This is a genomic window from Streptomyces sp. NPDC017940 (assembly GCF_044328435.1).
Taxonomy (GTDB): Bacteria; Actinomycetota; Actinomycetes; order Streptomycetales; family Streptomycetaceae; genus Streptomyces.
On sequence record NZ_JBIRHJ010000009.1, the window covers coordinates 360,474 to 386,578 of the forward strand.

Below are 26,105 nucleotides of genomic sequence, written 5' to 3' on the forward strand. Positions count from 1 at the left end.
GGCGCCGCGGTCGCTCCGCCGGGGGTGTCCCGGCCTGTGTGGGGCCGCGGGGGGGGGGGCGGGCGCCCCCCCCCCGGGGGGGGGGGGCCCCCCCGGGGGGGGCCCCCCCCCCCCCGGCGCCACGTTTCTGCTCAATGCTCCCCGCGGATAATTCAGACCTCTTCGTGGGCCACGGCGCGGCGCGCGTCCGCGTCGAGGACACCCCAGCTGATCAGCTGTTCGGTGAGCACCGAGGGCGACTGGTCATAGATGACGGCGAGGGTGCGCAGATCGTCCTGGCGGATGGAGAGGACCTTGCCGTTGTAGTCGCCGCGCTGGGACTGGATCGTGGCGGCATAACGCTGGAGCGGGCCCGCCTTCTCGGCCGGGACGTGGGCGAGCCGCTCCAGGTCCAGGACCAGCTTGGGCGGGGGCTCGGCGGCACCGCCGGGCGGGGTGCCCGGGAGGAGTTCCTGCACCGGAACGCCGTAGAAGTCCGCCAGCTCGGCGAGGCGCTGCACGGTCACGGCGCGGTCGCCGCGCTCGTACGACCCGACCACGACCGCCTTCCAGCGCCCCTGGGACTTCTCCTCGACGCCGTGGAGGGAAAGGCCCTGCTGGGTGCGGATGGCGCGGAGCTTGGCCCCGAGCTGTTTGGCGTATTCGCTGGACATATAGCTCCCCGGACGCTGTGACAACGTGCGGCTCCGCCGCGCGGCTTGGTAACTCACTGTGAGGTTACGCAGCGTTACCTGTCTGCGTCAAGCCGAATGGGTCCTGGGGCCCCTTCCGAGGGGGTGGTGACGGCACGGGTTGCCGTTGCTGGTACCGTGGACGACGCAGTTGGCGCAATTTAGACGTCCTTTAAGGTCCGTCCCGTGAGGCGGAGAAGGAGGTCCGTTTTTCATGGACACGCATGACTCCGATGTCGCCCGGCCTGTTCTCGAAGGCCCGGACATCGCGCGGGTGTTGACCCGTATCGCACACGAAATCGTCGAGCGCGCCAAGGGCGCGGAGGACGTGGTCCTCCTCGGCATTCCGACCCGCGGCGTCTTCCTCGCCCAGCGGCTCGCCGCCAAGCTGGAAGAGATCGTCAACGCCCCGGGCGACCCCGCGGGCCCCGGCCGCGAGATCCCGGTCGGCTCCCTGGACATCACGATGTACCGCGACGATCTGCGCATGCACCCGCCGCGCGCACTCGCCCGCACCGACATCCCCTCCCAGGGCATCGACGGCCGTCTGGTCGTCCTCGTCGACGACGTGCTCTTCTCCGGCCGCACCATCCGCGCCGCCCTCGACGCCCTGAACGACATCGGCCGCCCGCGCGCCGTGCAGCTCGCCGTCCTCGTCGACCGCGGCCACCGAGAACTGCCCATCCGCGCCGACTACGTCGGCAAGAACCTCCCGACGTCGTTGCGGGAGACGGTCAAGGTCCAGCTCGCAGAGGAGGACGGCCGCGACGCCGTGCTGCTCGGTGCCAAGCCGACCGCTCCGGCAGGCGAGCGCTAGCTCCTTCCCGCACGGCCGACCGCTCAGGCCCTCCCGGTCCGTGCGCGAGCCGACGCGCCCGCATGCCCGCCGTGCCCCCGGGGAGCACCCCGCCCGGGCCCCCGCACACCTGAATTCCCTACGGAGCCCACCAGATGATGCGACACCTCATCTCGGCCGCCGACCTCACCCGCGACGACGCCGTTCTCATCCTCGACACCGCGGAGGAGATGGCCCGCGTCGCCGACCGGCCGATCAAGAAGCTGCCCGCGCTGCGCGGCCGCACGGTCTGCAACCTCTTCTTCGAGGACTCCACCCGCACCCGGATCTCCTTCGAAGCCGCCGAGAAGCGCCTCTCCGCGGACGTCATCAACTTCGCCGCCAAGGGGTCGAGCGTCTCCAAGGGCGAGTCCCTGAAGGACACCGCCCAGACCCTGGAGGCGATGGGCGTGGACGCCGTCGTCATCCGGCACAGCGCCTCCGGCGCCCCGTACCGCCTCGCCACCTCCGGGTGGATCGACGCCCCGGTGATCAACGCGGGCGACGGCACCCACCAGCACCCGACGCAGGCGCTCCTGGACGCCTTCACCATGCGCCGCCGCCTGATCGGCCCGGACGCGGGCCTCGGCCAGGGCCTCGACGGCAAGCGCATCACGCTCGTCGGCGACGTCCTGCACAGCCGTGTCGCCCGCTCCAACGTCGACCTGCTGCACACCCTCGGCGCCGAGGTCACGCTGGTCGCGCCGCCCACCCTGATCCCCGTCGGCGTCGGGAACTGGCCGTGCGAGGTGAGCTACGACCTCGACTCCACGCTCCCCAAGTCCGACGCCGTGATGATGCTGCGGGTGCAGCGCGAGCGCATGAACGCCGCGTTCTTCCCGACCGAGCGCGAGTACTCCCGCCGCTACGGCCTGGACGGCGACCGCATGGCGCGGATGCCGGGACACGCCCTCGTGATGCACCCCGGGCCGATGGTCCGCGGCATGGAGATCACCGCCGAGGTGGCCGACTCCGAGCGCTGCACGGTCGTCGAGCAGGTCGCCAACGGCGTCTCCATCCGCATGGCCGTCCTGTACCTCCTGCTCGGCGGCAACGAACCCGCCGCCGCCCACACCCGCCCGCCCGCCTCCCACCCCCAGCCCTCCGACGAGCGCTTCGCGCGCCCCTCCGGATCCGAGGAGAAGTAACACCATGAGCAAGATCCTGATCCGCGGTGCGCAGGTGCTCGGCGGCGAACCGCAGGACGTCCTGATCGACGGCTCCGAGATCGCCGCGGTCGGCAGGGACCTGGCCGCCGACGGCGCCGAGGTCGTCGAGGCCGGAGGCAAGATCCTGCTGCCCGGCCTCGTCGACCTGCACACCCATCTGCGCGAGCCCGGCCGCGAGGACTCCGAGACGGTCCTGACCGGCACCCGCGCCGCCGCCAGCGGCGGCTACACCTCCGTGTTCGCCATGGCCAACACCTTCCCGGTCGCCGACACCGCGGGCGTCGTCGAGCAGGTCTACCGGCTCGGCAAGGAGTCCGGCTACTGCGACGTGCAGCCCATCGGCGCCGTCACCGTCGGCCTGGAGGGCAAGAAGCTCGCCGAGCTGGGCGCCATGCACGAGTCCGCGGCCGGCGTCACCGTCTTCTCCGACGACGGCAAGTGCGTCGACGACGCCGTGATCATGCGACGCGCCCTGGAGTACGTGAAGGCGTTCGGCGGCGTCGTCGCGCAGCACGCGCAGGAGCCGCGGCTCACCGAGGGCGCCCAGATGAACGAGGGCGTCGTCTCCGCGGAGCTCGGGCTCGGCGGCTGGCCCGCCGTCGCCGAGGAGTCGATCATCGCCCGCGACGTGCTGCTCGCCGAGCACGTCGGCTCGCGCGTGCACATCTGCCACCTGTCGACCGCGGGCTCCGTGGAGATCGTGCGCTGGGCAAAGTCCCGCGGCATCGACGTCACCGCCGAGGTCACCCCGCACCACCTGCTCCTCACCGACGAGCTGGTGCGGTCCTACAACCCGGTCTACAAGGTCAACCCGCCGCTGCGCACCGAGCGCGACGTCATGGCGCTGCGCGAGGCCCTGGCCGACGGCACCATCGACATCGTCGCCACCGACCACGCCCCGCACCCGCACGAGGACAAGGACTGCGAGTGGGCCGCGGCCGCCATGGGCATGGTCGGCCTGGAGACCGCCCTGTCGGTCGTGCAGCACACCATGGTCGACACCGGCCTGCTCACCTGGGAGGGCGTCGCCGAGCGGATGTCGTGGGCGCCCGCGCGGATCGGCGGGGCCGCGGGGCACGGGCGTCCCGTATCGGCGGGCGAGCCCGCGAACCTCACGCTCCTCGATCCGGCATACCGTGGATCCGTGGACCCCGCGGGATTCGCCTCCCGCAGCCGCAACACCCCCTACGAGGGTCGTGAGCTGCCGGGACGCGTCACGCACACGTGGCTGCGGGGCCGGGCCACGCTCGTCGACGGGAAGCTCCAGTGACTGCAACGCACCTTCTTGCCAGCCCCCACCTGACCCATCTGGCCGCCGAGGAGAAGTCGGCGCAGGTCACCGACTGGGCCGCCCGCGTCGGCTGGGTCGTCGGCCTGCTGCTCTTCGTCGCCCTCGTCTACTGGCTGATGCGCGAGGGCTGGAAGTGGCGCGGCACCCTCCAGTCCGACCTGCCGGAGCTCGCCGCCGCGCCGTCCGACCCCGGTCCGGCGAAACTTGAGCTGACCGGCCGGTACCACGGCTCGACCACCGCGGGCCAGTGGCTCGACCGGATCGTGGCGCACGGCCTGGGTACCCGCAGCAGGGTGGAGCTGACCCTCAGCGACGCGGGTCTCGACGTCGTGCGCCCCGGGGCGAGGGACTTCTTCATCCCGAAGGAGGCCCTGCGCGAGGCCCGGCTCGACAAGGGCATCGCGGGCAAGGTCCTCGCCGAGGGCGGTCTCCTGATCGTCACCTGGGCGCACGGCGACAAGCTCCTGGACTCCGGCTTCCGCTCGGACCACGCCGCCGAACAGGCGCACTGGGTCGAGGCCGTCAACAACTTGATCGACACCACCAGCACGAGCCCCCACGGCGCCGGTACCGGCGCCGGGGCCGACAGCACGACGGAAACGGAAGGCGCACGATGACGACCTCCACTCGGGGAGCCGTGAAGACTCCCGCCGTACTCGTCCTGGAGGACGGCCGCATCTTCCGCGGACGTGCCTACGGGGCGGTGGGGGAGACCTTCGGAGAGGCCGTGTTCTCCACCGGCATGACCGGCTACCAGGAGACCCTCACCGACCCGTCGTACCACCGCCAGGTCGTCGTGATGACCGCCCCGCACGTCGGCAACACCGGCGTCAACGACGAGGACCCCGAGTCCCGGCGGATCTGGGTCTCCGGCTACGTCGTGCGCGACCCCGCGCGCGTGCCCTCCAACTGGCGCTCCCGGCGCTCCCTGGAGGAGGAGCTCGAACGCCAGGGCGTCGTCGGCATCAGCGGCATCGACACCCGCGCGCTGACCCGCCACCTGCGCGAGCGCGGCGCCATGCGCGTCGGCATCTTCTCCGGGGACGCCGTCCGCGGCGACGCCGAGCTGCTCGCCAAGGTGCAGGACGCCCCGCAGATGAAGGGCGCGGACCTGTCCGCGGAGGTCGCCACCAAGGAGACCTACGTCGTCCCCGCGCTCGGCCCCGACGGCGAAGCCCTGCCCCTCGGCACCGCGAAGCTCACCGTCGCCGCCGTCGACCTCGGCATCAAGGGCATGACCCCGCAGCGCATGGCCGAGCGCGGCATCGAGGTGCACGTCCTGCCGGCCACCGCGACCGCCGACGACGTGTACGCCGTCGACCCCGACGGCGTGTTCTTCTCCAACGGCCCCGGCGACCCGGCCACCGCCGACGGGCCCGTCGCCCTGATGCGGGCGGTCCTGGAGCGCGGCACGCCGCTGTTCGGCATCTGCTTCGGCAACCAGATCCTCGGCCGCGCCCTCGGCTTCGGCACCTACAAGCTGAAGTACGGCCACCGGGGCATCAACCAGCCCGTGCAGGACCGCACCACGGGCAAGGTCGAGGTCACCGCGCACAACCACGGCTTCGCCGTCGACGCGCCGCTCGACCGGGTCTCCGACACCCCCTACGGCCGCGCCGAGGTCTCCCACGTGTGCCTCAACGACCAGGTCGTCGAGGGCCTCCAGCTCCTCGACCGGCCCGCGTTCAGCGTCCAGTACCACCCCGAGGCGGCGGCGGGCCCGCACGACGCCGCGTACCTCTTCGACCGCTTCACGTCCTTGATGAACACCGTCCCCGTGGAGGGCCAGCGTGCCTAAGCGCACCGATATCCAGTCCGTCCTGGTCATCGGCTCCGGCCCGATCGTCATCGGTCAGGCCGCGGAGTTCGACTACTCCGGGACCCAGGCGTGCCGCGTCCTCAAGGCCGAGGGCCTGCGCGTCGTCCTCGTCAACTCGAACCCCGCGACGATCATGACCGACCCGGAGATCGCCGACGCCACGTACGTCGAGCCGATCACCCCGGAGTTCGTCGAGAAGATCATCGCCAAGGAGCGTCCCGACGCGCTCCTGCCCACCCTCGGCGGCCAGACCGCGCTCAACACCGCGATCTCCCTGCACGGCAACGGCGTCCTGGAGAGGTACGGCGTCGAGCTGATCGGCGCGAACGTCGAGGCCATCAACAAGGGCGAGGACCGCGACCTCTTCAAGGAGGTCGTCGAGGCCGTCAACGCCAAGATCGGCCACGGCGAGTCCGCGCGCTCGGTGATCTGCCACTCCATGGACGACGTGCTGAACGGCGTCGACGAGCTCGGCGGCTACCCGGTCGTCGTGCGGCCGTCCTTCACCATGGGCGGCGCGGGCTCCGGCTTCGCGCACAACGAGGACGAGCTGCGTCGCATCGCGGGTCAGGGCCTCACGCTGTCGCCGACCACCGAGGTGCTCCTGGAGGAGTCCATCCTCGGCTGGAAGGAGTACGAGCTGGAGCTGATGCGCGACAAGAACGACAACGTCGTGGTCGTCTGCTCCATCGAGAACTTCGACCCGATGGGCGTGCACACCGGTGACTCGATCACCGTCGCGCCCGCCATGACGCTCACCGACCGCGAGTACCAGACCCTGCGGGACGTCGGCATCGCGATCATCCGCGAGGTCGGCGTCGACACCGGTGGCTGCAACATCCAGTTCGCCGTCGACCCCGCGGACGGCCGGGTCATCGTCATCGAGATGAACCCGCGCGTCTCCCGGTCCTCCGCGCTCGCTTCGAAGGCCACCGGTTTCCCGATCGCGAAGATCGCGGCGAAACTCGCCGTCGGCTACACGCTCGACGAGATCCCCAACGACATCACCGAGAAGACCCCGGCCTCCTTCGAGCCGACCCTCGACTATGTCGTCGTCAAGGCCCCCCGCTTCGCCTTCGAGAAGTTCCCGCAGGCGGACTCCACGCTGACCACCACCATGAAGTCGGTCGGCGAGGCCATGGCCATCGGCCGCAACTTCACCGAGGCCCTCCAGAAGGCGCTGCGCTCCCTGGAGAAGAAGGGCAGCCAGTTCACCTTCACCGGCAGGCCCGGTGACAAGTACACGCTGCTGCGCGCCGCCGTGCGGCCCACCGACGGCCGCATCAACACCGTCATGCAGGCCATCCGCGCGGGCGCCACGCCCCAGGAGGTCTTCGACGCGACCAAGATCGACCCCTGGTTCGTCGACCAGCTCTTCCTCATCAAGGAGATCGCCGACGAGCTGACGGCCGCCGAGAAGCTGGAGCCCGAGCTGCTCGCCGAGGCCAAGCGGCACGGCTTCTCCGACGCCCAGATCGCCGAGATCCGCGGCCTGCGCGAGGACGTGGTCCGCGAGGTCCGGCAAGCCCTCGGCGTCCGGCCCGTCTACAAGACGGTCGACACCTGCGCCGCCGAGTTCGCCGCGAAGACGCCGTACTTCTACTCCTCCTACGACGAGGAGACCGAGGTCGCCCGGCGCGAGAAGCCCGCCGTGATCATCCTCGGCTCGGGGCCGAACCGCATCGGCCAGGGCATCGAGTTCGACTACTCCTGCGTGCACGCCTCGTTCGCGCTGAGCGACGCGGGCTACGAGACCGTCATGGTCAACTGCAACCCCGAGACCGTCTCCACGGACTACGACACCTCCGACCGGCTCTACTTCGAGCCGCTCACCCTGGAGGACGTCCTGGAGATCGTGCACGCCGAGGAGCAGGCGGGACCGGTCGCGGGCGTCGTCGTCCAGCTCGGCGGCCAGACCCCGCTCGGCCTCTCCCAGGCCCTGAAGGACAACGGCGTCCCGGTCGTCGGCACCCCGCCCGAGGCCATCCACGCCGCCGAGGACCGCGGCGCCTTCGGCCGGGTGCTCGCCGAGGCGGGCCTGCCCGCGCCCAAGCACGGCACCGCGACCACCTTCGCCGAGGCCAAGGCCATCGCCGACGAGATCGGCTACCCCGTCCTCGTACGCCCCTCCTACGTGCTCGGCGGGCGCGGCATGGAGATCGTGTACGACGAGACCCGGCTCTCCGCGTACATCGAGGAGTCGACGGAGATCAGCCCGTCACGCCCGGTCCTCGTCGACCGGTTCCTGGACGACGCGATCGAGATCGACGTGGACGCGCTCTACGACGGCCACGAGCTGTACCTCGGCGGCGTCATGGAGCACATCGAGGAAGCCGGCATCCACTCCGGCGACTCGGCGTGCGCCCTGCCCCCCATCACCCTCGGCGGCCACGACATCAAGCGTCTGCGCGCCTCTACGGAGGCCATCGCCAAGGGCGTCGGCGTGCGCGGGCTGATCAACATCCAGTTCGCGATGGCCGGGGACATCCTGTACGTCCTCGAGGCCAACCCGCGTGCCTCGCGCACGGTGCCCTTCACCTCCAAGGCGACCGCGGTGCCGCTGGCCAAGGCCGCCGCCCGCATCTCGCTCGGCGCGACCGTCGCCGAGCTGCGCGCCGAAGGACTGCTCCCGGCCACCGGCGACGGCGGCGAGCTGCCGCTCGACGCGCCGATCTCCGTCAAGGAGGCCGTGATGCCCTGGTCGCGCTTCCGCGACATCCAGGGCCGCGGCGTCGACACGGTCCTCGGCCCGGAGATGCGCTCCACGGGCGAGGTCATGGGCATCGACACGGTGTTCGGCACGGCGTACGCCAAGTCGCAGGCCGGCGCGTACGGCCCGCTGCCCACCAAGGGCCGCGCCTTCATCTCCGTGGCCAACCGCGACAAGCGCTCGATGATCTTCCCGGCGCGGGAACTGGTCGCCCACGGCTTCGAGCTGCTCGCCACCTCCGGCACGGCCGAGGTCCTCAAGCGCAACGGCATCAACGCCACGGTCGTGCGCAAGCAGTCCGAGGGCGAGGGCCCGGACGGCGAGAAGACCATCGTCCAGCTCATCCACGACGGCCAGGTCGACCTCATCGTCAACACTCCGTACGGCACCGGCGGCCGCCTCGACGGCTACGACATCCGCACGGCAGCGGTGGCACGCTCCGTGCCCTGTCTGACGACCGTCCAGGGCCTCGCCGCCGCCGTCCAGGGCATCGACGCCCTCCACCACGGGGGAGTGGGCGTGCGCTCGCTCCAGGAACACGCGGAACAACTGACCGCGGCCCGCGACTAGCAGCCCACGAGGGGGACACCGGATGCGGTGTCCCCCTCCTCATGCCTCCCCTGGGGACACCACTGATGTACAAGCTCTTCTTCCGCCTGGTCTTCCGGCGCCTGGACCCGGAGCGGGCCCACCACCTCGCCTTCCGCTGGATCCGCGGCGCCGCGCGGGTCCCGGTCCTGCGCACGTTCGTCGCCGCCGCCCTCGCCCCGCGCTTCGCGGAACTGCGCACCGAGGCGTTCGGCCTGCGCATGCACGGCCCCTTCGGGCTCGCGGCCGGATTCGACAAGAACGCCGTCGCGATCGACGGCATGGCGATGCTCGGCTTCGACCACGTCGAGATCGGCACGGTCACGGGCGAGCCGCAGCCGGGCAACCCCAAGAAGCGCCTGTTCCGCCTCGTGCAGGACCGCGCGCTGATCAACCGCATGGGCTTCAACAACGAGGGCTCCGCCGCCGTGGCGGCCCGCCTGGAGGCCCGCGAGCCCGTCCTCAAGGCCGTCGTCGGCGTCAACATCGGCAAGACGAAGGCCGTACCGGAGGCCGACGCCGCCGCCGACTACGTGAAGTCCACCGAGCGCCTGGCCCGCCACGCCGACTACCTGGTCGTCAACGTCTCCTCGCCGAACACCCCGGGCCTGCGCAACCTCCAGGCCACCGAGTCGCTGCGCCCGCTGCTCAGCGCCGTGCGCGAGGCCGCCGACCGCAGCGCCGACGGCCGCCGCGTCCCGCTGCTCGTGAAGATCGCTCCGGACCTCGCCGACGAGGACGTGGACGCCGTCGCCGACCTCGCCGTGGAACTGGGCCTCGACGGCATCATCGCCACGAACACCACCGTCGCGCGCGAGAGCCTCGGGCTCACCTCCGCCCCCGACCTGGTCGCGGAGACCGGCGGCCTGTCGGGAGCGCCCCTCAAGGAGCGCTCCCTGGAGGTGCTGCGCCGCCTCTACGCGCGCGTGGGCGACCGGATCACCCTGGTGGGCGTCGGCGGCATCGAGAGCGCGGAGGACGCCTGGCAGCGCATCCTCGCCGGGGCCACCCTGGTGCAGGGCTACAGCGCCTTCATCTACGAAGGCCCCTTCTGGCAGCGCGCCGTCCACAAGGGACTCGCCGCCCGCCTCGCCGCGTCCCCGTACGCCACGCTCGCCGAAGCCGTCGGCGCCGACACCCGGAAGGCCTCCGCCGCATGAACACCCTGGAACCCTTCGGCGCCCGGCTGCGCCGCGCCATGGACACCCGCGGCCCGCTGTGCGTGGGCATCGACCCGCACGCCGCGCTGCTCGGGGCCTGGGGGCTCGGCGACGACGTGCAGGGCCTGGAGTCCTTCACCCGCACCGTCGTCGAGGCCCTCGCCGACCAGGTGGCCGTCTTCAAGCCGCAGTCGGCGTTCTTCGAGCGCTTCGGTTCGCGGGGCGTCGCGGTCCTGGAGCGGGCGGTCGCGGACCTGCGGGCTGCGGGCGGCCTGGTCGTCATGGACGCCAAGCGCGGCGACATCGGCTCGACCATGGCCGCGTACGCCGAGACCTATCTGCGCAAGGAGGCGCCGCTGTTCTCGGACGCCCTGACCGTCTCGCCGTACCTCGGCTACGGCTCCCTGGCACCCGCGGTCGAGCTGGCCCGGGAGAACAGCGCGGGCCTGTTCGTGCTCGCCCTCACCTCCAACCCAGAGGGCGCCGAGGTGCAGCGGGCGGTGCGCGCCGACGGCCGGAGCATCGGCGCGACCATGCTGGGCCACCTGGCCGCGGAGAACGCGGGAGCGGCGCCCATGGGGTCGTACGGAGCGGTCGTCGGGGCCACGCTCGGCGATCTGTCGACGTTCGACCTCGACGTCAACGGACCGCTGCTCGCCCCCGGCATCGGGGCACAGGGCGCGACGCCGGCCGACCTGCCCCGCGTCTTCGGCGCCGCGGTGCGCAACGTCGTGCCGAACGTCAGCAGGGGCGTCCTCACGGCGGGTCCCGACGCGGGTGCGCTGCGGGACGCGGCGGCGCGGTTCGCGGACGAGGTGCGGTCGGCTGTGACCGCTGCCTAGGCCCCGGAACTTCTTTCGACGAGAGCGCACGTCGGGGGGACAGAAAGGCGTTTCTGGATGCGGACCCCGCGTTTCGGGCGGACGCCGAGGGTGGCGCGCACGCGTCGTTCTGACGTGTTGCTTACGCGACACCCGGCCAAAACAGGGGTGAAATGACCGATATGCCGGGCTCGGTGGAGGCTGACCAGGACTTTTCGTCTGTTCTCGCTGACTCCGGCGGCCATGGCCGCTAGTCTCCGACGAGTGGGGGCACCCCCACACCCTTTCAAAGGTAGTGGGGGGACGACGGGCAAGCGCGTTGCGCGTCGCTCCCCTGGTGAGGGCCGACTAGGTTCCTCACCGGTCCGTATCCGACAGTTCGACATCCGAGGTGACGTAGGCGTGGCTCTTCCGCCCCTTACCCCTGAACAGCGCGCAGCCGCGCTCGAAAAGGCCGCCGCGGCTCGCCGGGAGCGGGCCGAGGTCAAGAATCGACTCAAGCACTCCGGCGCCTCCTTGCACGAGGTCATCAAGCAGGGCCAGGAGAACGACGTCATCGGCAAGATGAAGGTCTCCGCCCTCCTGGAGTCGCTGCCGGGCGTGGGCAAGGTCCGCGCCAAGCAGATCATGGAGCGTCTTGGCATCTCCGAAAGCCGCCGCGTGCGCGGGCTCGGCTCCAACCAGATCGCGTCGCTCGAGCGTGAGTTCGGCAGCGCCGCTGGCTGATGTTCTCAGGCACTCCTGAGAACCTGGATAATCGCTGCATGGCTGCAACACCCCGGGGGACGTCCCCCGTACCCCCGGACGTACGTCCGCGGCTGACCGTGCTCTCCGGCCCCTCCGGGGTCGGCAAGAGCACGGTCGTCGCTCATATGCGCAAGGAACACCCCGAGGTCTGGCTCTCGGTGTCGGCGACGACCCGCAAGCCGCGCCCCGGCGAGCGTCACGGTGTCCACTACTTCTTCGTCGCCGACGACGAGATGGACAAGCTGATCGCCAACGGCGAGCTCCTGGAGTGGGCGGAGTTCGCGGGCAATCGCTACGGCACCCCGCGCCAGGCCGTCATGGAGCACCTGGAGGCGGGTGTCCCCGTCCTGCTCGAGATCGACCTTCAGGGCGCCCGACTGGTGCGCGAGTCGATGCCCGAGGCCCAGCTGGTCTTCCTCGCCCCGCCGAGCTGGGAAGAGCTGGTCCGCCGGCTCACCGGCCGCGGGACCGAGCAGCCCGAGGTCATCGAGCGCCGCCTCGCCGCCGCCCGCGTCGAACTGGCCGCCGAGGCCGAGTTCGACACCACCCTGGTCAACACCTCCGTCGAGGATGTGGCCCGCGAGCTGCTAGCCTTGATGAAAGTTGTTTGATCTTCACCCTTGACTCACACCCCCTTCGGAAGGCAGAGAGTGTCCTCTTCCATCACCGCGCCCGAGGGCATCATCAACCCGCCGATTGATGAGCTGCTCGAGGCAACCGACTCGAAGTACAGCCTGGTGATCTACGCCGCCAAGCGCGCGCGCCAGATCAACGCGTACTACTCGCAGCTCGGCGAGGGCCTTCTCGAGTACGTCGGCCCCCTCGTGGACACCCACGTCCACGAGAAGCCGCTCTCGATCGCGCTCCGCGAGATCAACGCCGGCCTGCTGACGTCCGAGGCCGTGGAGGGCCCGGCGCAGTAACGAGCCGTACAGAGCAGCAGCAGTACGTTCACCACGGGCCCGGCAGCGGGTGCCTCCCAGCTTCAGCCGGGAGAGCACCTCCCGGGCCTTTGGTGTGTCATGTGTGTCATGGAGCCGTACGCCCCGCCGTCCGGGTGAGGCGTACGCGATGGAGTGCGGGGCCGAGTGCGGGGAGGCACGGTGGACACGGTGGGCAAGCCGAAGGTCGTTCTGGGGGTCAGCGGTGGGATCGCCGCCTACAAGGCGTGCGAGCTGCTGCGCAGGCTCACCGAGTCGGGCCACGACGTACGCGTCGTCCCCACCGCGTCCGCGCTGCACTTCGTCGGCGCCGCGACCTGGTCGGCGCTGTCCGGGCACCCGGTCTCCACGGAGGTCTGGTCGGACGTCCACGAAGTACCGCACGTACGCATCGGACAGGGCGCCGACCTCGTGATCGTCGCGCCCGCCACCGCCGACATGCTCGCCAAGGCCGCCCACGGCCTGGCCGACGACCTGCTCACGAACACGCTCCTCACCGCCCGCTGTCCGGTCGTCTTCGCCCCGGCCATGCACACCGAGATGTGGGAGCACCCCGCGACGCAGGAGAACGTGGCCACCCTGCGGCGCCGCGGCGCCCTCGTCGTCGAGCCCGCGGTCGGCCGCCTCACCGGCGTCGACACCGGCAAGGGCCGCTTCCCCGACCCCGCCGAGCTCTTCGAGGTCGTACGCCGTGTCCTGGCCCGCGGCGACCGGCACGCCCAGGACCTCGCGGGACGCCATGTCGTCGTCAGCGCGGGCGGCACCCGTGAGCCCCTCGACCCCGTGCGCTTCCTCGGCAACCGCTCTTCCGGCAAGCAGGGCTACGCCCTCGCCCGCAGCGCCGCGGCCCGTGGCGCCCGCGTCACCCTCCTCGCCGCGAACACCGCCCTGCCCGACCCCGCGGGCGTCGACATCGTGCCCGTCGGCACGGCCGTGCAGCTGCGCGAGGCCGTCCTCAAGGCCGCCGCCGACGCCGACGCGGTGGTGATGGCCGCCGCCGTGGCCGACTTCCGCCCCGGGACGTACGCCACCGGCAAGATCAAGAAGAAGGACGGCGAGGAGCCCGCCCCGATCGCCCTCGTCCGCAACCCCGACATCCTGGCCGAGATCGCGGGCGAGCGCCCCCGCGCGGACCAGGTCGTCGTCGGCTTCGCCGCCGAGACGGACGACGTGCTGGCCAACGGGCGCGCGAAACTCGCCCGCAAGGGCTGCGACCTCCTCGTCGTGAACGAGGTCGGGGAGCGCAAGACGTTCGGCTCCGAACAGAACGAGGCGGTGGTGCTCGGTGCCGACGGCAGCGAGACCCCCGTGCCGTACGGGCCGAAGGAAGACCTCGCGGACACGGTCTGGGACCTGGTCGTCCAGCGCCTCGCGTGACGCCGTCCTGCGCGTTTCGTGTGACATGGGTCCCGCGCCGGGGTGCGGTGAACATCACGTCACTCCCACCGGAGGGCTCAAATCCGACTAAACAGGGCGAGGGGCCCTCTGGTGGAGACGGATCGCCGTGACGCACAATGCAGTGCCGCAGGTCACAGGGCTCAGCTGACGAGACAAGTGACCACACGGCGGAGTGTGACCGATAAACTGGTCGTGGACGACGTCGAGCGCAGCTCTCGGCCCGTCCACCAATGATCAGCCAGCAGCCGCTGCAACCACAGGGAGCGATGTGTCCCGCCGTCTCTTCACCTCGGAGTCTGTGACCGAAGGTCACCCCGACAAGATCGCTGACCAGATCAGCGACACCATCCTCGACGCGCTCCTGCGCGAGGACCCGACCTCCAGGGTCGCCGTCGAAACGCTCATCACCACCGGCCTCGTGCACGTGGCCGGTGAGGTCACGACCAAGGCGTACGCGCCGATCGCGCAGCTGGTGCGCGACAAGATCCTCGAGATCGGGTACGACTCGTCGAAGAAGGGCTTCGACGGCGCGTCCTGCGGCGTCTCGGTGTCCATCGGCGCCCAGTCGCCCGACATCGCGCAGGGAGTCGACACCGCCTACGAGAAGCGGGTCGAGGGCGACGAGGACGAGCTCGACAAGCAGGGCGCCGGCGACCAGGGCCTGATGTTCGGCTACGCCTGCGACGAGACCCCGGAGCTCATGCCGCTCCCGATCCACCTCGCGCACCGCCTGTCCCGCCGCCTGTCCGAGGTCCGCAAGAACGGCACCATCCCGTATCTGCGCCCCGACGGAAAGACCCAGGTCACCATCGAGTACGACGGCGACAAGGCCGTCCGTCTCGACACCGTCGTGGTGTCCTCGCAGCACGCGAGCGACATCGACCTGGACTCGCTCCTCGCCCCCGACATCCGCGAATTCGTGGTCGAGGCCGAGCTGAAGGCGCTCCTGGACGACGGCATCAAGCTGGAGACCGAGGGCTACCGCCTCCTGGTGAACCCCACCGGCCGTTTCGAGATCGGCGGCCCCATGGGCGACGCCGGGCTCACCGGCCGCAAGATCATCATCGACACCTACGGCGGCATGTCCCGCCACGGTGGCGGCGCCTTCTCCGGCAAGGACCCGTCCAAGGTCGACCGCTCCGCCGCCTACGCCATGCGGTGGGTCGCCAAGAACGTCGTCGCGGCGGGCCTCGCCTCCCGCTGCGAGGTCCAGGTCGCGTACGCGATCGGCAAGGCCGAGCCCGTCGGCCTGTTCGTCGAGACCTTCGGCACCGCCAAGGTCGACACGGACCGCATCGAGACCGCCATCAGCGAGGTCTTCGACCTCCGCCCGGCCGCGATCATCCGCGACCTCGACCTGCTGCGCCCCATCTACTCCCAGACCGCCGCGTACGGCCACTTCGGCCGCTCGGCGCCCGAGTTCACGTGGGAGCGTACGGACCGCGTGGAGGCGCTGCGGAAGGCTGTCGGCCTGTAGTCGCGACGCATCGGCAAGGGCTCGAGGCCCGGCACTCCTTCGACAGAGGGAGGGCCGGGCCTCGGTCCTTTCCGTGGGTGCGTGGAACTCGGGCGGTCACGCGTGTCCTGGCGGACCGGACGAAACCCGGGGCGGTGCGTCCCGTTCGCGGCCGGGGCGGCCGCCACCTGCGGTGTCAGACCCGTCTGGTAGGAATTTGGCTGTGAGCAGCGAGGACGGTCAGTCGGGTGGTGCGGAGGGTGCCGCGCCCGAGCAGCTTGCGCTCATTCGGGAGAGTGTGCGGAAGGCCAGGACGCCCAAGGCGAAGCCGCGTACGTGGCGGGGGGCCGCGCTCGCCGAGGGGCTGCCGGTGGCGCGGGTCGTCGTCGACAAGGGTGTGCTGCACCTCGACCGGTACTTCGACTACGCCGTGCCGCAGGAGCTCGACGAGGCCGCGCAGCCCGGGGTGCGGGTGCGGGTGCGGTTCGGGGCCGGGGCGCGGAACGTGCGCGGGGGGCGGCGCGAGGGCGGCGGGCTCATCGACGGGTTCATCGTCGAGCGGTGCGCCGAGTCGGACTACAACGGGCCGCTCGCCGCCCTCGCCCAGGTCGTCTCGCCCGAGCCCGTCCTCGACGACGAACTGCTCGGTCTCGCCCGCGCCGTCGCCGACCGGTACGCGGGCAGCCTCGCCGATGTGCTGCAACTCGCGGTCCCGCCCCGGCATGCCCGTGCCGAGTGCCGGCCATCGCCCGCCCCCGCCCCGCCGCCGCCCGCGCCCGAACCCGCGTCGTGGCAGCGGTACCGGCACGGTGCGCGGTTCGTGGCGTCCCTCGCCGCCGGCGGTGCCCCCCGCGCCGTCTGGACCGCGCTGCCAGGACCACAGTGGGCCGACGAGATCGCCGTCGCCGTGCAGGCCACCCTCGCGTCGGGCCGTGGCGCCCTCGTCGTCGTTCCGGCAGGCAGGCCCGCCGCGCGCGTGGACGCCGCGCTGCGCGAGCGGCTCGGCGAGGGGCGGCACGCCCTCCTGACCGCCGACGCCGGGCAGGAGCGGCGCTATCGGGAGTGGCTCTCCGTGCGGCGCGGTGCCGTGCGTGCCGTCGTCGGCACCCGCGCGGCCATGTTCGCCCCGGTGCGCGACCTCGGCCTCGTCGTGGTGTGGGACGACGGCGACTCCAGCCATGCGGACGACAACGCTCCGTTTCCGCAGGTGCGTGAGGTGCTCGAACTGCGCGCCGCGCGGGACAAGTGCGGCTTCCTGCTGGGCGGTTGGAGCTGCACCGTCGAGGCGGCCCAGCTGGTGGAGAGCGGGTGGGCGGCCCCCATGGTCGCCGATCGTGAGCAGGTGCGGGGTGCCGCTCCACTGGTACGGACCGTCGGTGACGGTGACCTGGCGCGTGACGGTGCCGCGCGTGCCGCCCGGCTGCCCACCCTGGCCTGGCAGGCCGCCCGCGAGGGCCTCAAGCACGGGCCCGTTCTGGTGCAGGTGCCCCGGCGCGGGTATGTGCCGCGGCTCGCGTGCGAGCGGTGCCGGGTGCCCGCGCGGTGCAGGCACTGCGCCGGGCCGCTGGAGGCGCGCGACGACGGTGGGCTCGGCTGCGGGTGGTGCGGGCGGGGGGAGGCGTCCTGGCACTGCCAGGAGTGCGGTGGCTTCCGGTTGCGCGCCCAGGTGGTGGGCGCCCGGCGTACGGCCGAGGAGCTGGGCCGGGCCTTTCCCGCGGTGCCGGTGCGGACGTCGGGACGCGAACAGGTCCTGGACACGGTGGGTGCCGCGCCCGCCCTCGTGGTGAGCACACCGGGCGCGGAGCCGGTGGCCGACGGCGGGTACGCCGCCGCCCTGCTGCTCGACGGCTGGGCCATGCTCGGCCGCCCCGATCTGCGCGCGGGCGAGGACGCGCTGCGGCGCTGGATCGGCGCGGCCGCCCTGGTGCGGGACCAGGGTGCGGGCGGCACGGTCGTCGTCGTGGCCGAGCCGACGCTTCGGCCCGTCCAGGCCCTTGTGCGGTGGGATCCCGTGGGGCACGCGGTCCGGGAGCTGGCCGAGCGGGCGGAGCTGGGGTTCCCGCCGGTCTCCCGGATGGCCTCGGTGTCCGGGCCGCGGGACGCCCTGGCGGAGTTTCTGCGCGGTGTCGAACTCCCCCCGGACGCCGAGGTGCTCGGCCCGGTCCCGGCCGCCGTCACGGAGCCGGGCCGACCCCGTAGGCCCGGGGACGCGCCCCCTGGTGAGCACGGGGAGCGGGCCCTGGTGCGGGTGCCTCCGGGGAGCGGCGCCGCTCTGGCCCGCGCCCTGAAGACGGCGCAGGCCGCGCGGATGGCGCGGGGGGCGGGGCAGCAGGCGGTGATCCGGGTGCGGATCGATCCGGCCGACATCGGCTGACGGGGCATTCGGCGCTGCGGTGGCCCCCGGCCCCCGGCTTGCCAGTGTCTTCTGGTGTGACCCCTGGCTGCGGATGTTTCCTGGTGCGGCCCCGGCTGCCGGATGTCCCCTGGTGCGGCCCCTGGCCGCCCGGTGTCTCTTGGTGCGGCCCGGCTTCGGCGAGCGCTTCGCCGGTGTGGCGCCTGCCCCTGTGGCGGCGCCTGGTCGTCCCGTATTCGGTGCCGGTCTTCGGCCGGGAGCCTGGTCCCGTAAGGGGCGCGGGGAACTGCGCGCTCGGCCACAGAAAAGCCGCAGACGCGTCTGCTCAGTGCTCGGCAGATGCGTCTGCGGCTTGTTCGTGGCTGGTCGCGCAGTTCCCCGCGCCCCTTACGGGGTCGGGTAGGGGGTCAGCCGTTGCGGGGGCCGGGGAAGGCTCCGGGGCGCAGGTCGTCGCGGAGGCCGGGGCTGCCCGCCGTCGGCTGGGTCGGCATGGCACGGGCCGCGGGGACGGACGGCAGCGGTGTGCTCAGGGGGACCGTGCGGGTGGCCGCAGCGGGGGTGGGCTCGGCCGTGTGCTCGGGTTCGGCGGTGGCCGGGGTGGCGGCCCGGCGCGCGCCGTAGCGGCGGTGCACCGCTTGCTTGGTGACGCCGAGCGCGGAGCCCACGGCGTCCCACGAGAAGCCGAGTGACCGGTCGAAGTCGACTGCCGCGGTCACAAGGGTCTCGACGCTGTCCCGCAGTTCCTGGGCGAGGCGGACGGTCGGGGCGGGAGCGCGTCCGTACACGACGAAGCCCGCGGAGGGGCTGGAGCGGCGCGGGCGGTACACGTTGCCGAGCTGGGCGGTGAGGGTGCGCAGTGCGTCCACCTGGCGGCGGACCCGCTCGATGTCCCGCACCAGCAGATGCAGGCTGGCCCGGGCCTGGGCGTCGTGGGTTGCGTGGTCGGCCATGAACAAGCCTCTCGAACCGGCGTTGGGGGATCGGGATGGGAGGAGGTAGAGAACGGGGAGTACGGGGAGTACTGGGAGTACCGGGAGTACCGGGAGTACTGGAGGTGCGGGGATTGCGGTATTCGGGTGGAAATGCGAGAAGAGGGGGAGTGAAGTCCGCAAGACGGGGGAGCCGTGCGGCTGGCGTGGAGTGTGAGCGGAGGGGATGTCGGGGGAGCGTGGTGCGGTGGCGCGGGGATGGTGCGGGGAGCGTTGTGCGGTATGCGGGGGAGTGTCGTGCGGTAGCGGTAGCGGTAGCGGTAGTGGTGGCGGGAACGGGGAATCGGGGAACGAGGAGCGGGCCGCGTGTGCGGCCCGTCGTGGTCAACTCCTTCTTGACCAACGCGTCACGTCGTGAGGGGTCACGGTCCCGGGGCGTACGCGCATATGCACAGGGCGCGCGCCTCTGCGTACGCCCCCGGCGTTCCTGCGGGCGGGGCCCATAGACTGGTGCGTCGCCGACTCCCAGAGAACCGAGGTATCGCCCAGTGAAACTGGTCTTCGCCGGGACCCCCGAGGTCGCCGTCCCCGCCCTGGACGCCCTGATCGCCTCCGGCAGGCACGAGGTGGCCGCCGTCGTCACCCGTCCCGACGCGCCCGCGGGCCGTGGCCGCAGGCTGGTCGCGAGTCCGGTGGCCGAGCGCGCGGAGGAGGCCGGGATCGAGGTGCTCAAGCCGGCGAAGCCGCGGGACGAGGAGTTCCAGGCCCGGCTGCGGGAGATCGCCCCCGACTGCTGCCCGGTGGTGGCCTACGGCGCGCTGCTGCCGAAGTCGGCCCTGGACATCCCGGCCCGCGGCTGGGTCAACCTGCACTTCTCGCTGCTGCCCGCCTGGCGCGGCGCCGCCCCCGTACAGCACTCGATCATGGCGGGTGACGAGATCACCGGTGCGTCCACGTTCCTCATCGAGGAGGGTCTGGACTCCGGTCCTGTGTACGGCACGGTCACCGAGGAGATCCGGCACACGGACACCAGCGGCGATCTCCTGACCCGTCTCGCGTTCGCGGGCGCGGGGCTGCTCGCCGCCACGATGGACGGCATCGAGGACGGCTCCCTGTCCGCCGTGCCGCAGCCCGCCGACGGCGTCAGCGTCGCGCCGAAGATCACCGTGGAGGACGCGCACATCGACTGGTCGGCGCCCGGTCTCCGGGTCGACCGCGTCGTGCGCGGCTGCACGCCGGCGCCCGGGGCGTGGACGGTGTTCCGGGGCGAGCGCCTCAAGCTGATCCAGGCCACGCCCGTGCCGGACCGTACCGACCTCGCGCCCGGTGAGATCGCCGCGGGCAAGAAGAACCTGTACGTGGGTACGGGCTCGTACGCCGTGGAGCTCCTCTGGGTGCAGGCGCAGGGCAAGAAGCCGATGGCCGCCGCGGACTGGGCCCGCGGGGTGCGGATCACTTCCGGGGAGCGCCTCGGCGCCTAGCCGCCCTGCCCCCCCCGGCGGGTGGGAGGCCGCGCGCGGGCGTCGTACGCTGACATGGTTAGCCCCACCACCAGCAGCGGAGCACCTTTGAACGACCAGCCGAACCGGCGTCCCGGCACCCAGGGCAGGACCGGCAAGCCCGCAAACTCCGGCAAGCCCGCAAACTCCGGGAAGTCCAGAAACGGCAAGCCCGGCAACTCCGGCAAGCCAGGAAACTCCGGGAAGCCCGGGAAGCCGCACCGCCGACCGCAGAAGGACCCCGTCCGCTTCCTAGCCTTCGAGGTGCTGCGGGCCGTCGACGAGCGGGACGCGTACGCGAACCTCGTGCTGCCGCCGCTGCTGCGCAAGGCCCGCGAGAAGGAAGGGCCCGAGAAGTTCGACGCGCGGGACGCGGCGTTCGCCACCGAGCTGGTGTACGGGACGCTGCGCCGTCAGGGTACGTACGACGCGATCGTCGCCGCCTGCATCGACCGGCCGCTGCGCGAGGTCGACCCGCCGGTCCTCGACGTACTGAACCTCGGCGTCCACCAGTTGCTCGGCACCCGGATCCCGTCGCACGCCGCCGTGTCCGCGTCCGTGGAGCTGGCGCGGGTGGTGCTCGGTGACGGGCGGGCCAAGTTCGTGAACGCCGTCCTGCGCAAGGTCGCCAAGGACGACCTCGACGGTTGGCTGGAGAAGGTCGCGCCGCCCTACGACGAGGACGCCGAGGACCATCTCGCCGTCGTCCACTCGCATCCGCGGTGGGTGGTGTCGGCGCTGTGGGACTCCCTCGGGGGTGGACGCGCGGGCATCGAGGACCTGCTCGAAGCCGACAACGAGCGGCCCGAGGTGACGCTGGTGGCGCGGCCGGGTCGGGCCACCGCCGACGAGCTGCTCGACTCCTTCGACGCGGAGTCGGTGCTTCCGGGGCGCTGGTCGCCGTACGCGGTGCGGCTCAGCGAGGGCGGTGAGCCGGGCTCCGTCCCGTTGGTGCGCGAGGGCAGGGCCGGAGTGCAGGACGAGGGCAGCCAACTGGTCGCGCTCGCACTCGCGAACGCGCCGATCGAGGGGCGCGACGAGAAGTGGCTGGACGGCTGCGCCGGTCCCGGTGGCAAGGCCGCGCTGCTCGCCGGGCTCGCCGCCGAGCGCGGGGCCGTGCTCCTCGCCGCTGAGAAGCAGCCGCACCGGGCCCGGCTCGTGGGCCGGGCCCTCACCGGGAATCCCGGTCCCTACCAGGTGATCGCCGCCGACGGGACCCGGCCGCCGTGGCTGCCCGGTACCTTCGACCGTGTCCTGATGGACGTGCCCTGCACGGGACTCGGCGCCCTGCGGCGGCGCCCCGAGGCGCGTTGGCGGCGGCGGCCCGAGGACTTGGAGGGCTTTGCTCCGTTGCAACGTGGACTGTTGCGTTCCGCGTTGGAGTCCGTGCGGGTCGGCGGCGTCGTCGGGTACGCCACGTGCTCGCCGCACCTCGCCGAGACTCGGGCCGTCGTGGACGACGTCCTCAAGCAGTTCGGGGCGGCGGAGCTTCTCGACGCGCGGGAGTTGCTGCCGGGGGTTCCGGCGTTGGGGGACGGGCCCGATGTGCAGTTGTGGCCGCATGTGCATGGCACCGATGCGATGTATCTGGCGGTCATTCGGCGTACTGGGTGAGGGGGCTTCCCCCCTCGGGCCCCGTTCGGGGTGGCCTTGGGTGCCGGTTTTCGGCGCTTCGCGCCTCGTCCTCAAGCGCCGGACGGGCTGGGATCGTCGTCGGTCGGGCGCAGATCGTTGTCTAGCGGGCTGAGATCGTCTCGCGTCTCGTCCTCAAACGCCGGACGGGCTATTGGCGTCGCCGGACGGGCCGAGATCGTCGTAGGTCGCGCTGGGATCGTCGTCGGGCGGGCTGTCATCGTCTCGCGTTTCGTCCTCAAACGCCGGACGGGCTGAGGTCGTCGTCGGTCGAGCTGAGGTCGTCGCCGGTCGCGCTGGGATCGTCGTCGGGCAGGCCGAGGTCGTCTCGTCCTCAAACGCCGGACGGGCTATCAGCGTCGCCGGACGGGCTGAAGTCGTCGCCGGACTACCGGACTAGCTGCGATCCTCGTCGGACGGCCCCGCCCGGGACAGCGCATGGGGCCACCACACCCTCCGGCCCGTGTCCAGGAACAGGGACGTGACCAGGATCGAGCGGACGATGAAGGTGTCCAGGAGGACGCCCAGGGCTACCGCGAAGCCCAGTTCGGCGAAGGCGCGCCGTGGGTGCCCTCCACGACCCGGCGGACGTCGTCGGCCCGCGCCTTGTCCGCCACGACGACCATCGGGTCGCCGCTGCCCGCGGGGAAGTGCTCGGCCTGCACCTCCTGCCCGGTCACCGAGTCCGGCTTGTCGATGAAGGCGTCCTCGTTGCTGATCCCGGCCGCGCGCAGTTGCAGCAGGCCGAGGGCGAGCACCGCGAGCGCCAGCGAGGTGGCGATCCAGGTGGTCCGGGGGCGCCCGGCGATCCGGCGGCCCGTCCGCGCCCACATGCCGTGCTCGGCAAGGTCGGACGAGCCGATGCGGGGGATCACCGGCCAGAACAGCCAGCGGCCGCAGACCACCAGGAGGGCGGGGAACAGCGACAGCATGGCGAGGAGCCCCACCGCCACGCCGGTCGCCGCCACCGGGCCGAGCCCGCGCGTGGAGTTCATCTCGGCGGTGAGCAGCACCAGCATGCTCAGGACGACGGTCGCGCCCGACGCGAGCACGGCGGGGCCCGCCCGGTGCAGGGCCAGGGCCATCGCCTCGTGCCGGTCCTCGTGCCTGCGCAGCTCCTCGCGGTACCGGGCGACGAGGAGCAGCGCGTAGTCCGTGCCAGCGCCGAAGACGAGGACGGTCAGGATGCCCGCGCTCTGGCCGTTGACCGTCAGATCCGCGTGCGCGGCGAGGAGATGGATCAGCGCCTGCGCGCCGTACAACGACACGAAGACCGAGATCAGCGGGACGAACAGCAGCAGCGGGCTGCGATAGGTGATCAGCAGGGCGACCACGACGACCGCGCCCGTGGCGAGCAGCAGCGTCGAGTCGATGTCGGCGAAGGCCTCGGCGAAGTCGGCCGAGACGCCCGCGGGTCCGGTGATGTACACCTCCAGGCCGTCCGCGTCCCGACCGCCGTCCGCCACCTGCTCCCTGACGTCGTCGACCGCGTCCGGCAGGTCGTTCCAGGTGTCGTTGTCCATGGTGAGCGGCACGTACACCTGCGCGGCCCGTGCCTGGTCCGCCGTGTCGCCCGTCCTGTCGAAGACCGGGCCGCGGGTCTCGTCGCCGCGGATCCAGTGCGAGCGCAGCTGTCTGATCTCGCTGACGCCGTCCGCGATCCGGGCCCGGTCGGCGCCGGTCAGGGGGCCGTCCTCACGGGCGTACACGACGACCATGGGCAGGGTCTCGGGCCTGAACCCGGCGGCGGCGTCGAGCACCCGGGTCGACTCGGCGGACCGCGGCACCCAGGACGAGGTGGTGTTGTCCTGTACGTCGCCGAGCTTCTGGGCCTGCGGCGCGGCGAGGACCAGGACGATCAGCCACAGCACGAGCACCAGCCACTTGGTGCGGGGGCCGCAGACCAGCCGGGCCACGCCCCTGCGTGCCCGCCGCCCCTCGTCCGGCCTGGTCCGTGACCGCGTCTCAGGCATGGCTCTCCCTGCCGCCCAACGAGCTGCCGGTGGACGGACAGCATGGCACGGGGGAGAGGGGCCGGGGAGGCCGTCCGCGCACCCTCCGCGCCTTCTCTGCGTGCCCTCTGCGTGCCCTCCGCGCAGCCTGCGCGTGCCCTCCGCATGTCCCCGCGGAACCTTGCAGGGACCGGGGCGGGCAACGGCTGCCGGGCATGGCAGTCTTGGGGCATGGCCGCGCAGATCAACCCCAGCATCCTCTCCGCCGACTTCGCCCGCCTCGCCGACGAGGCGCGGGCCGTTCAGGGCGCGGATTGGCTCCATGTCGATGTCATGGACAACCACTTCGTCCCGAACCTCACCCTCGGGGTGCCGGTCGTAGAGTCCCTGGCACGGGCGACGGACACGCCCCTGGACTGTCACCTGATGATGGAGGACCCCGATCGCTGGGCCCCGCAGTACGTCGAAGCGGGCGCCGGATCGGTCACGTTCCACGCCGAGGCCGCCGCGGCGCCGGTGCGCCTCGCCCGCGAGATCCGCGCCAAGGGCGCCCGCTCCGCCATGGCCCTGAAGCCGGCGACGCCCATCGAGCCGTACGAGGACCTGCTGCCGGAGCTGGACATGCTCCTGGTCATGACCGTGGAGCCCGGCTTCGGCGGCCAGGCCTTCCTCGACATCATGCTCCCCAAGATCCGCCGCACCCGCGAGCTCATCAGCAAGCACGGCCTCGAACTGTGGCTCCAGGTCGACGGCGGGGTCTCGGCCACGACCATCGAGCGCTGCGCCGAGGCCGGTGCCGACGTCTTCGTCGCGGGCTCGGCCGTGTACGGCGCGGACGACCCTGCCGAAGCGGTACGTGCACTGCGCACCCAGGCTGAATCGGCCACCGCCGCCGCCGCGTGGGCGTGCGCCCACTGAGGCGCCGCGCGGGCACGCCGGGGCCCCGAAGCGGCCGACGGCTTGGCCAAGGGAACGTGAACGCAGCCCATCAGGGCTGATCAGGTACGCCGGATCTGCAAGGATGAAGAGCGAATCCAGGTGTACGTATCCAGGTGTACGTATGTGGTGAACAGCAGTGAGGAGAGCGCCGTGTCGGCCATGTCGGCGGGTCGGTCAGCCATGCGGATGGGTCCCGCGGAGCTGGTGCAGGCGGCGGCCATGGCCCGCCGCTTCTACCTCGAGGGCAAGTCCAAGATCCAGATCGCCGAGGAGTTCGGTGTGAGCCGCTTCAAGGTGGCGCGGGTCCTGGAGACCGCTCTCGAGCGTGACCTTGTACGGATCGAGATCCGTGTGCCCGCCGAGCTGGACGCGGAGCGCTCGGACGCGCTGCGCGCCCGCTACGGCCTGCGGCACGCGGTCGTCGTGGAGTCCCCGGCCCCCACGGACGACGCCGACGATTCGCCCGATCCCGAGAACCTCGGCGAGGTCGCCGCGGGTCTCCTCGGCGAACTCGTCAACGAGGGCGATGTGCTCGGCCTCGCCTGGGGCCGCTCGACCATCCACATGGCCGCGGCGCTCGACGTGCTGCCGCCGTGCACGGTCGTGCAGCTCACGGGCGTGTACGACGCGGGGACCGCGGAGCGCGGCTCGGTGGAGGCGGTGCGCCGTGCCGCCCAGGTCTCCGGCGGCGACGCCCACCCGATCTATGCCCCGATGCTGCTGCCCGACGCGGCGACCGCGGCCGCGCTGCGGAACCAGACCGGGATCGCGCGCGCCTTCGAGTACTTCGACAAGGTCACGGTCGCGGCGGTGTCCATCGGCTCCTGGGAGCCGGGCATCTCCACGGTCCACGACATGCTCAGCGACGAGGAGCGCGCGCACTATGCCTCGCTCGGTGTCGCGGCGGAGATGTCGGCGCACCTCTTCGACGCCGAGGGCCGCAGGGTCGGGCGCGACCTGGGCGAGCGCTGCATCACGGTCGAGACGGACCGGCTGCGCCGGATCCCCGAGGTCGTCGCCATCGCGGGCGGCCAGCGCAAGGCCGCCGCCATCGACGCCGTGCTGCGCTCCGGACTCGTCACGAGCCTGGTCACCGACACGGCGGCCGCGGACCAGCTCCTGGTGGCCGGTTCGACGCCGCGGCCCGCCCTCGACCGGGCGAACCCGGACGGCGACTAGGGGGCCGACCGGCGAG

21 protein-coding genes and 1 pseudogene are annotated in these 26,105 nt (G+C 72.1%); 18 read left to right on the forward strand and 4 right to left on the reverse strand.

Annotation, left to right across the window (positions count from 1 at the left end; all coding sequences use genetic code 11):
* Positions 1-152: 152 nt before the first annotated feature.
* Entirely contained in the window at positions 153-653 is a 501-nt protein-coding gene (gene bldD, locus ACH4DX_RS30185; RefSeq protein WP_016638847.1) for a transcriptional regulator BldD, read from the reverse strand.
* Between the two features lie 232 nt (positions 654-885).
* Here bldD and pyrR point away from each other — a divergent pair, with 232 nt between their 5' ends.
* The 14 genes from pyrR to ACH4DX_RS30255 all read left to right on the forward strand — a co-directional run bounded on the left by pyrR (position 886) and on the right by ACH4DX_RS30255 (position 17,980).
* Positions 886-1,488, forward strand: coding sequence for a bifunctional pyr operon transcriptional regulator/uracil phosphoribosyltransferase PyrR (pyrR, locus tag ACH4DX_RS30190; protein WP_398121806.1), 603 nt, complete (start codon positions 886-888; stop codon positions 1,486-1,488).
* Positions 1,489-1,622: 134 nt separating this feature from the next.
* Positions 1,623-2,654 (forward strand): aspartate carbamoyltransferase catalytic subunit, encoded by a 1,032-nt coding sequence (locus ACH4DX_RS30195; RefSeq protein ID WP_398121807.1) that lies wholly within the window; start codon positions 1,623-1,625, stop codon positions 2,652-2,654.
* A gap of 4 nt (positions 2,655-2,658) precedes the next feature.
* Entirely contained in the window at positions 2,659-3,945 is a 1,287-nt protein-coding gene (locus ACH4DX_RS30200) for a dihydroorotase (RefSeq protein WP_398121808.1), read from the forward strand.
* Positions 3,942-4,583, forward strand: coding sequence for a hypothetical protein (locus ACH4DX_RS30205; protein ID WP_398121809.1), 642 nt, complete (start codon positions 3,942-3,944; stop codon positions 4,581-4,583). Before ACH4DX_RS30200 ends, ACH4DX_RS30205 begins: the two co-directional genes overlap by 4 nt.
* Positions 4,580-5,764, forward strand: a complete 1,185-nt coding sequence (gene carA, locus ACH4DX_RS30210; protein WP_398121810.1) for a glutamine-hydrolyzing carbamoyl-phosphate synthase small subunit — start codon at positions 4,580-4,582, stop codon at positions 5,762-5,764. Before ACH4DX_RS30205 ends, carA begins: the two co-directional genes overlap by 4 nt.
* Complete coding sequence (gene carB, locus ACH4DX_RS30215) at positions 5,757-9,065, forward strand: carbamoyl-phosphate synthase large subunit (RefSeq protein WP_398121811.1); 3,309 nt, start codon at positions 5,757-5,759, stop codon at positions 9,063-9,065. Before carA ends, carB begins: the two co-directional genes overlap by 8 nt.
* A gap of 65 nt (positions 9,066-9,130) precedes the next feature.
* Positions 9,131-10,243, forward strand: coding sequence for a quinone-dependent dihydroorotate dehydrogenase (locus ACH4DX_RS30220; RefSeq protein WP_398121812.1), 1,113 nt, complete (start codon positions 9,131-9,133; stop codon positions 10,241-10,243).
* Positions 10,240-11,085: an orotidine-5'-phosphate decarboxylase gene (gene pyrF / locus ACH4DX_RS30225; protein WP_398157448.1), complete on the forward strand. Its 846-nt coding sequence runs from the start codon at positions 10,240-10,242 to the stop codon at positions 11,083-11,085. The genes ACH4DX_RS30220 and pyrF overlap by 4 nt, the downstream gene beginning before the upstream one ends.
* Before the next feature lie 381 nt (positions 11,086-11,466).
* Entirely contained in the window at positions 11,467-11,790 is a 324-nt protein-coding gene (locus ACH4DX_RS30230; protein ID WP_030560492.1) for an integration host factor, read from the forward strand.
* A 38-nt stretch (positions 11,791-11,828) separates the two neighbouring features.
* Complete coding sequence (gmk, locus tag ACH4DX_RS30235) at positions 11,829-12,422, forward strand: guanylate kinase (RefSeq protein WP_398121814.1); 594 nt, start codon at positions 11,829-11,831, stop codon at positions 12,420-12,422.
* 39 nt (positions 12,423-12,461) lie between these two features.
* Entirely contained in the window at positions 12,462-12,734 is a 273-nt protein-coding gene (gene rpoZ, locus ACH4DX_RS30240) for a DNA-directed RNA polymerase subunit omega (protein ID WP_003982715.1), read from the forward strand.
* Between the two features lie 189 nt (positions 12,735-12,923).
* Complete coding sequence (gene coaBC, locus ACH4DX_RS30245; protein WP_398157449.1) at positions 12,924-14,129, forward strand: bifunctional phosphopantothenoylcysteine decarboxylase/phosphopantothenate--cysteine ligase CoaBC; 1,206 nt, start codon at positions 12,924-12,926, stop codon at positions 14,127-14,129.
* Positions 14,130-14,418: 289 nt separating this feature from the next.
* Positions 14,419-15,627 (forward strand): methionine adenosyltransferase, encoded by a 1,209-nt coding sequence (gene metK, locus ACH4DX_RS30250; RefSeq protein ID WP_398121815.1) that lies wholly within the window; start codon positions 14,419-14,421, stop codon positions 15,625-15,627.
* A 202-nt stretch (positions 15,628-15,829) separates the two neighbouring features.
* Positions 15,830-17,980, forward strand: coding sequence for a primosomal protein N' (locus ACH4DX_RS30255; RefSeq protein ID WP_398157450.1), 2,151 nt, complete (start codon positions 15,830-15,832; stop codon positions 17,978-17,980).
* Between the two features lie 386 nt (positions 17,981-18,366).
* On the opposite strand, the gene ACH4DX_RS30260 is transcribed toward ACH4DX_RS30255, so the two are convergent.
* Positions 18,367-18,909 (reverse strand): hypothetical protein, encoded by a 543-nt coding sequence (locus ACH4DX_RS30260; protein ID WP_398121817.1) that lies wholly within the window; start codon positions 18,907-18,909, stop codon positions 18,367-18,369.
* 527 nt (positions 18,910-19,436) lie between these two features.
* Between ACH4DX_RS30260 and fmt the strand changes: the two genes are divergently transcribed.
* A complete protein-coding gene (fmt, locus tag ACH4DX_RS30265; RefSeq protein ID WP_398157451.1) occupies positions 19,437-20,369 on the forward strand; it encodes a methionyl-tRNA formyltransferase in 933 nt (310 codons plus the stop codon).
* Between the two features lie 87 nt (positions 20,370-20,456).
* Positions 20,457-22,001, forward strand: a complete 1,545-nt coding sequence (locus ACH4DX_RS30270) for a transcription antitermination factor NusB (RefSeq protein WP_398157452.1) — start codon at positions 20,457-20,459, stop codon at positions 21,999-22,001.
* 414 nt (positions 22,002-22,415) lie between these two features.
* Here ACH4DX_RS30270 and ACH4DX_RS30275 read toward each other — a convergent pair whose 3' ends face one another.
* Both ACH4DX_RS30275 and ACH4DX_RS30280 read right to left on the reverse strand, forming a co-directional pair.
* On the reverse strand, positions 22,416-22,565 hold the full coding sequence (locus tag ACH4DX_RS30275) for an MMPL family transporter (RefSeq protein ID WP_398157515.1): 150 nt from the start codon (positions 22,563-22,565) through the stop codon (positions 22,416-22,418).
* Positions 22,566-22,579: 14 nt separating this feature from the next.
* Positions 22,580-23,992 (reverse strand): annotated as a pseudogene (locus ACH4DX_RS30280) (MMPL family transporter); the annotation flags it as partial.
* A 210-nt stretch (positions 23,993-24,202) separates the two neighbouring features.
* Between ACH4DX_RS30280 and rpe the strand changes: the two are divergent.
* Positions 24,203-24,889: a ribulose-phosphate 3-epimerase gene (gene rpe / locus ACH4DX_RS30285; protein ID WP_398157453.1), complete on the forward strand. Its 687-nt coding sequence runs from the start codon at positions 24,203-24,205 to the stop codon at positions 24,887-24,889.
* A gap of 147 nt (positions 24,890-25,036) precedes the next feature.
* A complete protein-coding gene (locus tag ACH4DX_RS30290; protein WP_398121908.1) occupies positions 25,037-26,089 on the forward strand; it encodes a sugar-binding transcriptional regulator in 1,053 nt (350 codons plus the stop codon).
* The last annotated feature ends 16 nt before the right edge of the window (positions 26,090-26,105 follow it).

Coding starts and splice junctions, on each gene's coding strand:
- ACH4DX_RS30220 (WP_398121812.1), top strand. CDS start 9,131: ATGTACAAGCTCTTCTTCCGCCTGGTCTTCCGGCGCCTGGACCCGGAG.
- carA (WP_398121810.1), top strand. CDS start 4,580: ATGACGACCTCCACTCGGGGAGCCGTGAAGACTCCCGCCGTACTCGTC.
- bldD (WP_016638847.1), bottom strand. CDS start 653: ATGTCCAGCGAATACGCCAAACAGCTCGGGGCCAAGCTCCGCGCCATC.
- ACH4DX_RS30195 (WP_398121807.1), top strand. CDS start 1,623: ATGATGCGACACCTCATCTCGGCCGCCGACCTCACCCGCGACGACGCC.
- ACH4DX_RS30200 (WP_398121808.1), top strand. CDS start 2,659: ATGAGCAAGATCCTGATCCGCGGTGCGCAGGTGCTCGGCGGCGAACCG.
- rpe (WP_398157453.1), top strand. CDS start 24,203: ATGGCCGCGCAGATCAACCCCAGCATCCTCTCCGCCGACTTCGCCCGC.
- pyrF (WP_398157448.1), top strand. CDS start 10,240: ATGAACACCCTGGAACCCTTCGGCGCCCGGCTGCGCCGCGCCATGGAC.
- gmk (WP_398121814.1), top strand. CDS start 11,829: ATGGCTGCAACACCCCGGGGGACGTCCCCCGTACCCCCGGACGTACGT.
- ACH4DX_RS30260 (WP_398121817.1), bottom strand. CDS start 18,909: ATGGCCGACCACGCAACCCACGACGCCCAGGCCCGGGCCAGCCTGCAT.
- pyrR (WP_398121806.1), top strand. CDS start 886: ATGGACACGCATGACTCCGATGTCGCCCGGCCTGTTCTCGAAGGCCCG.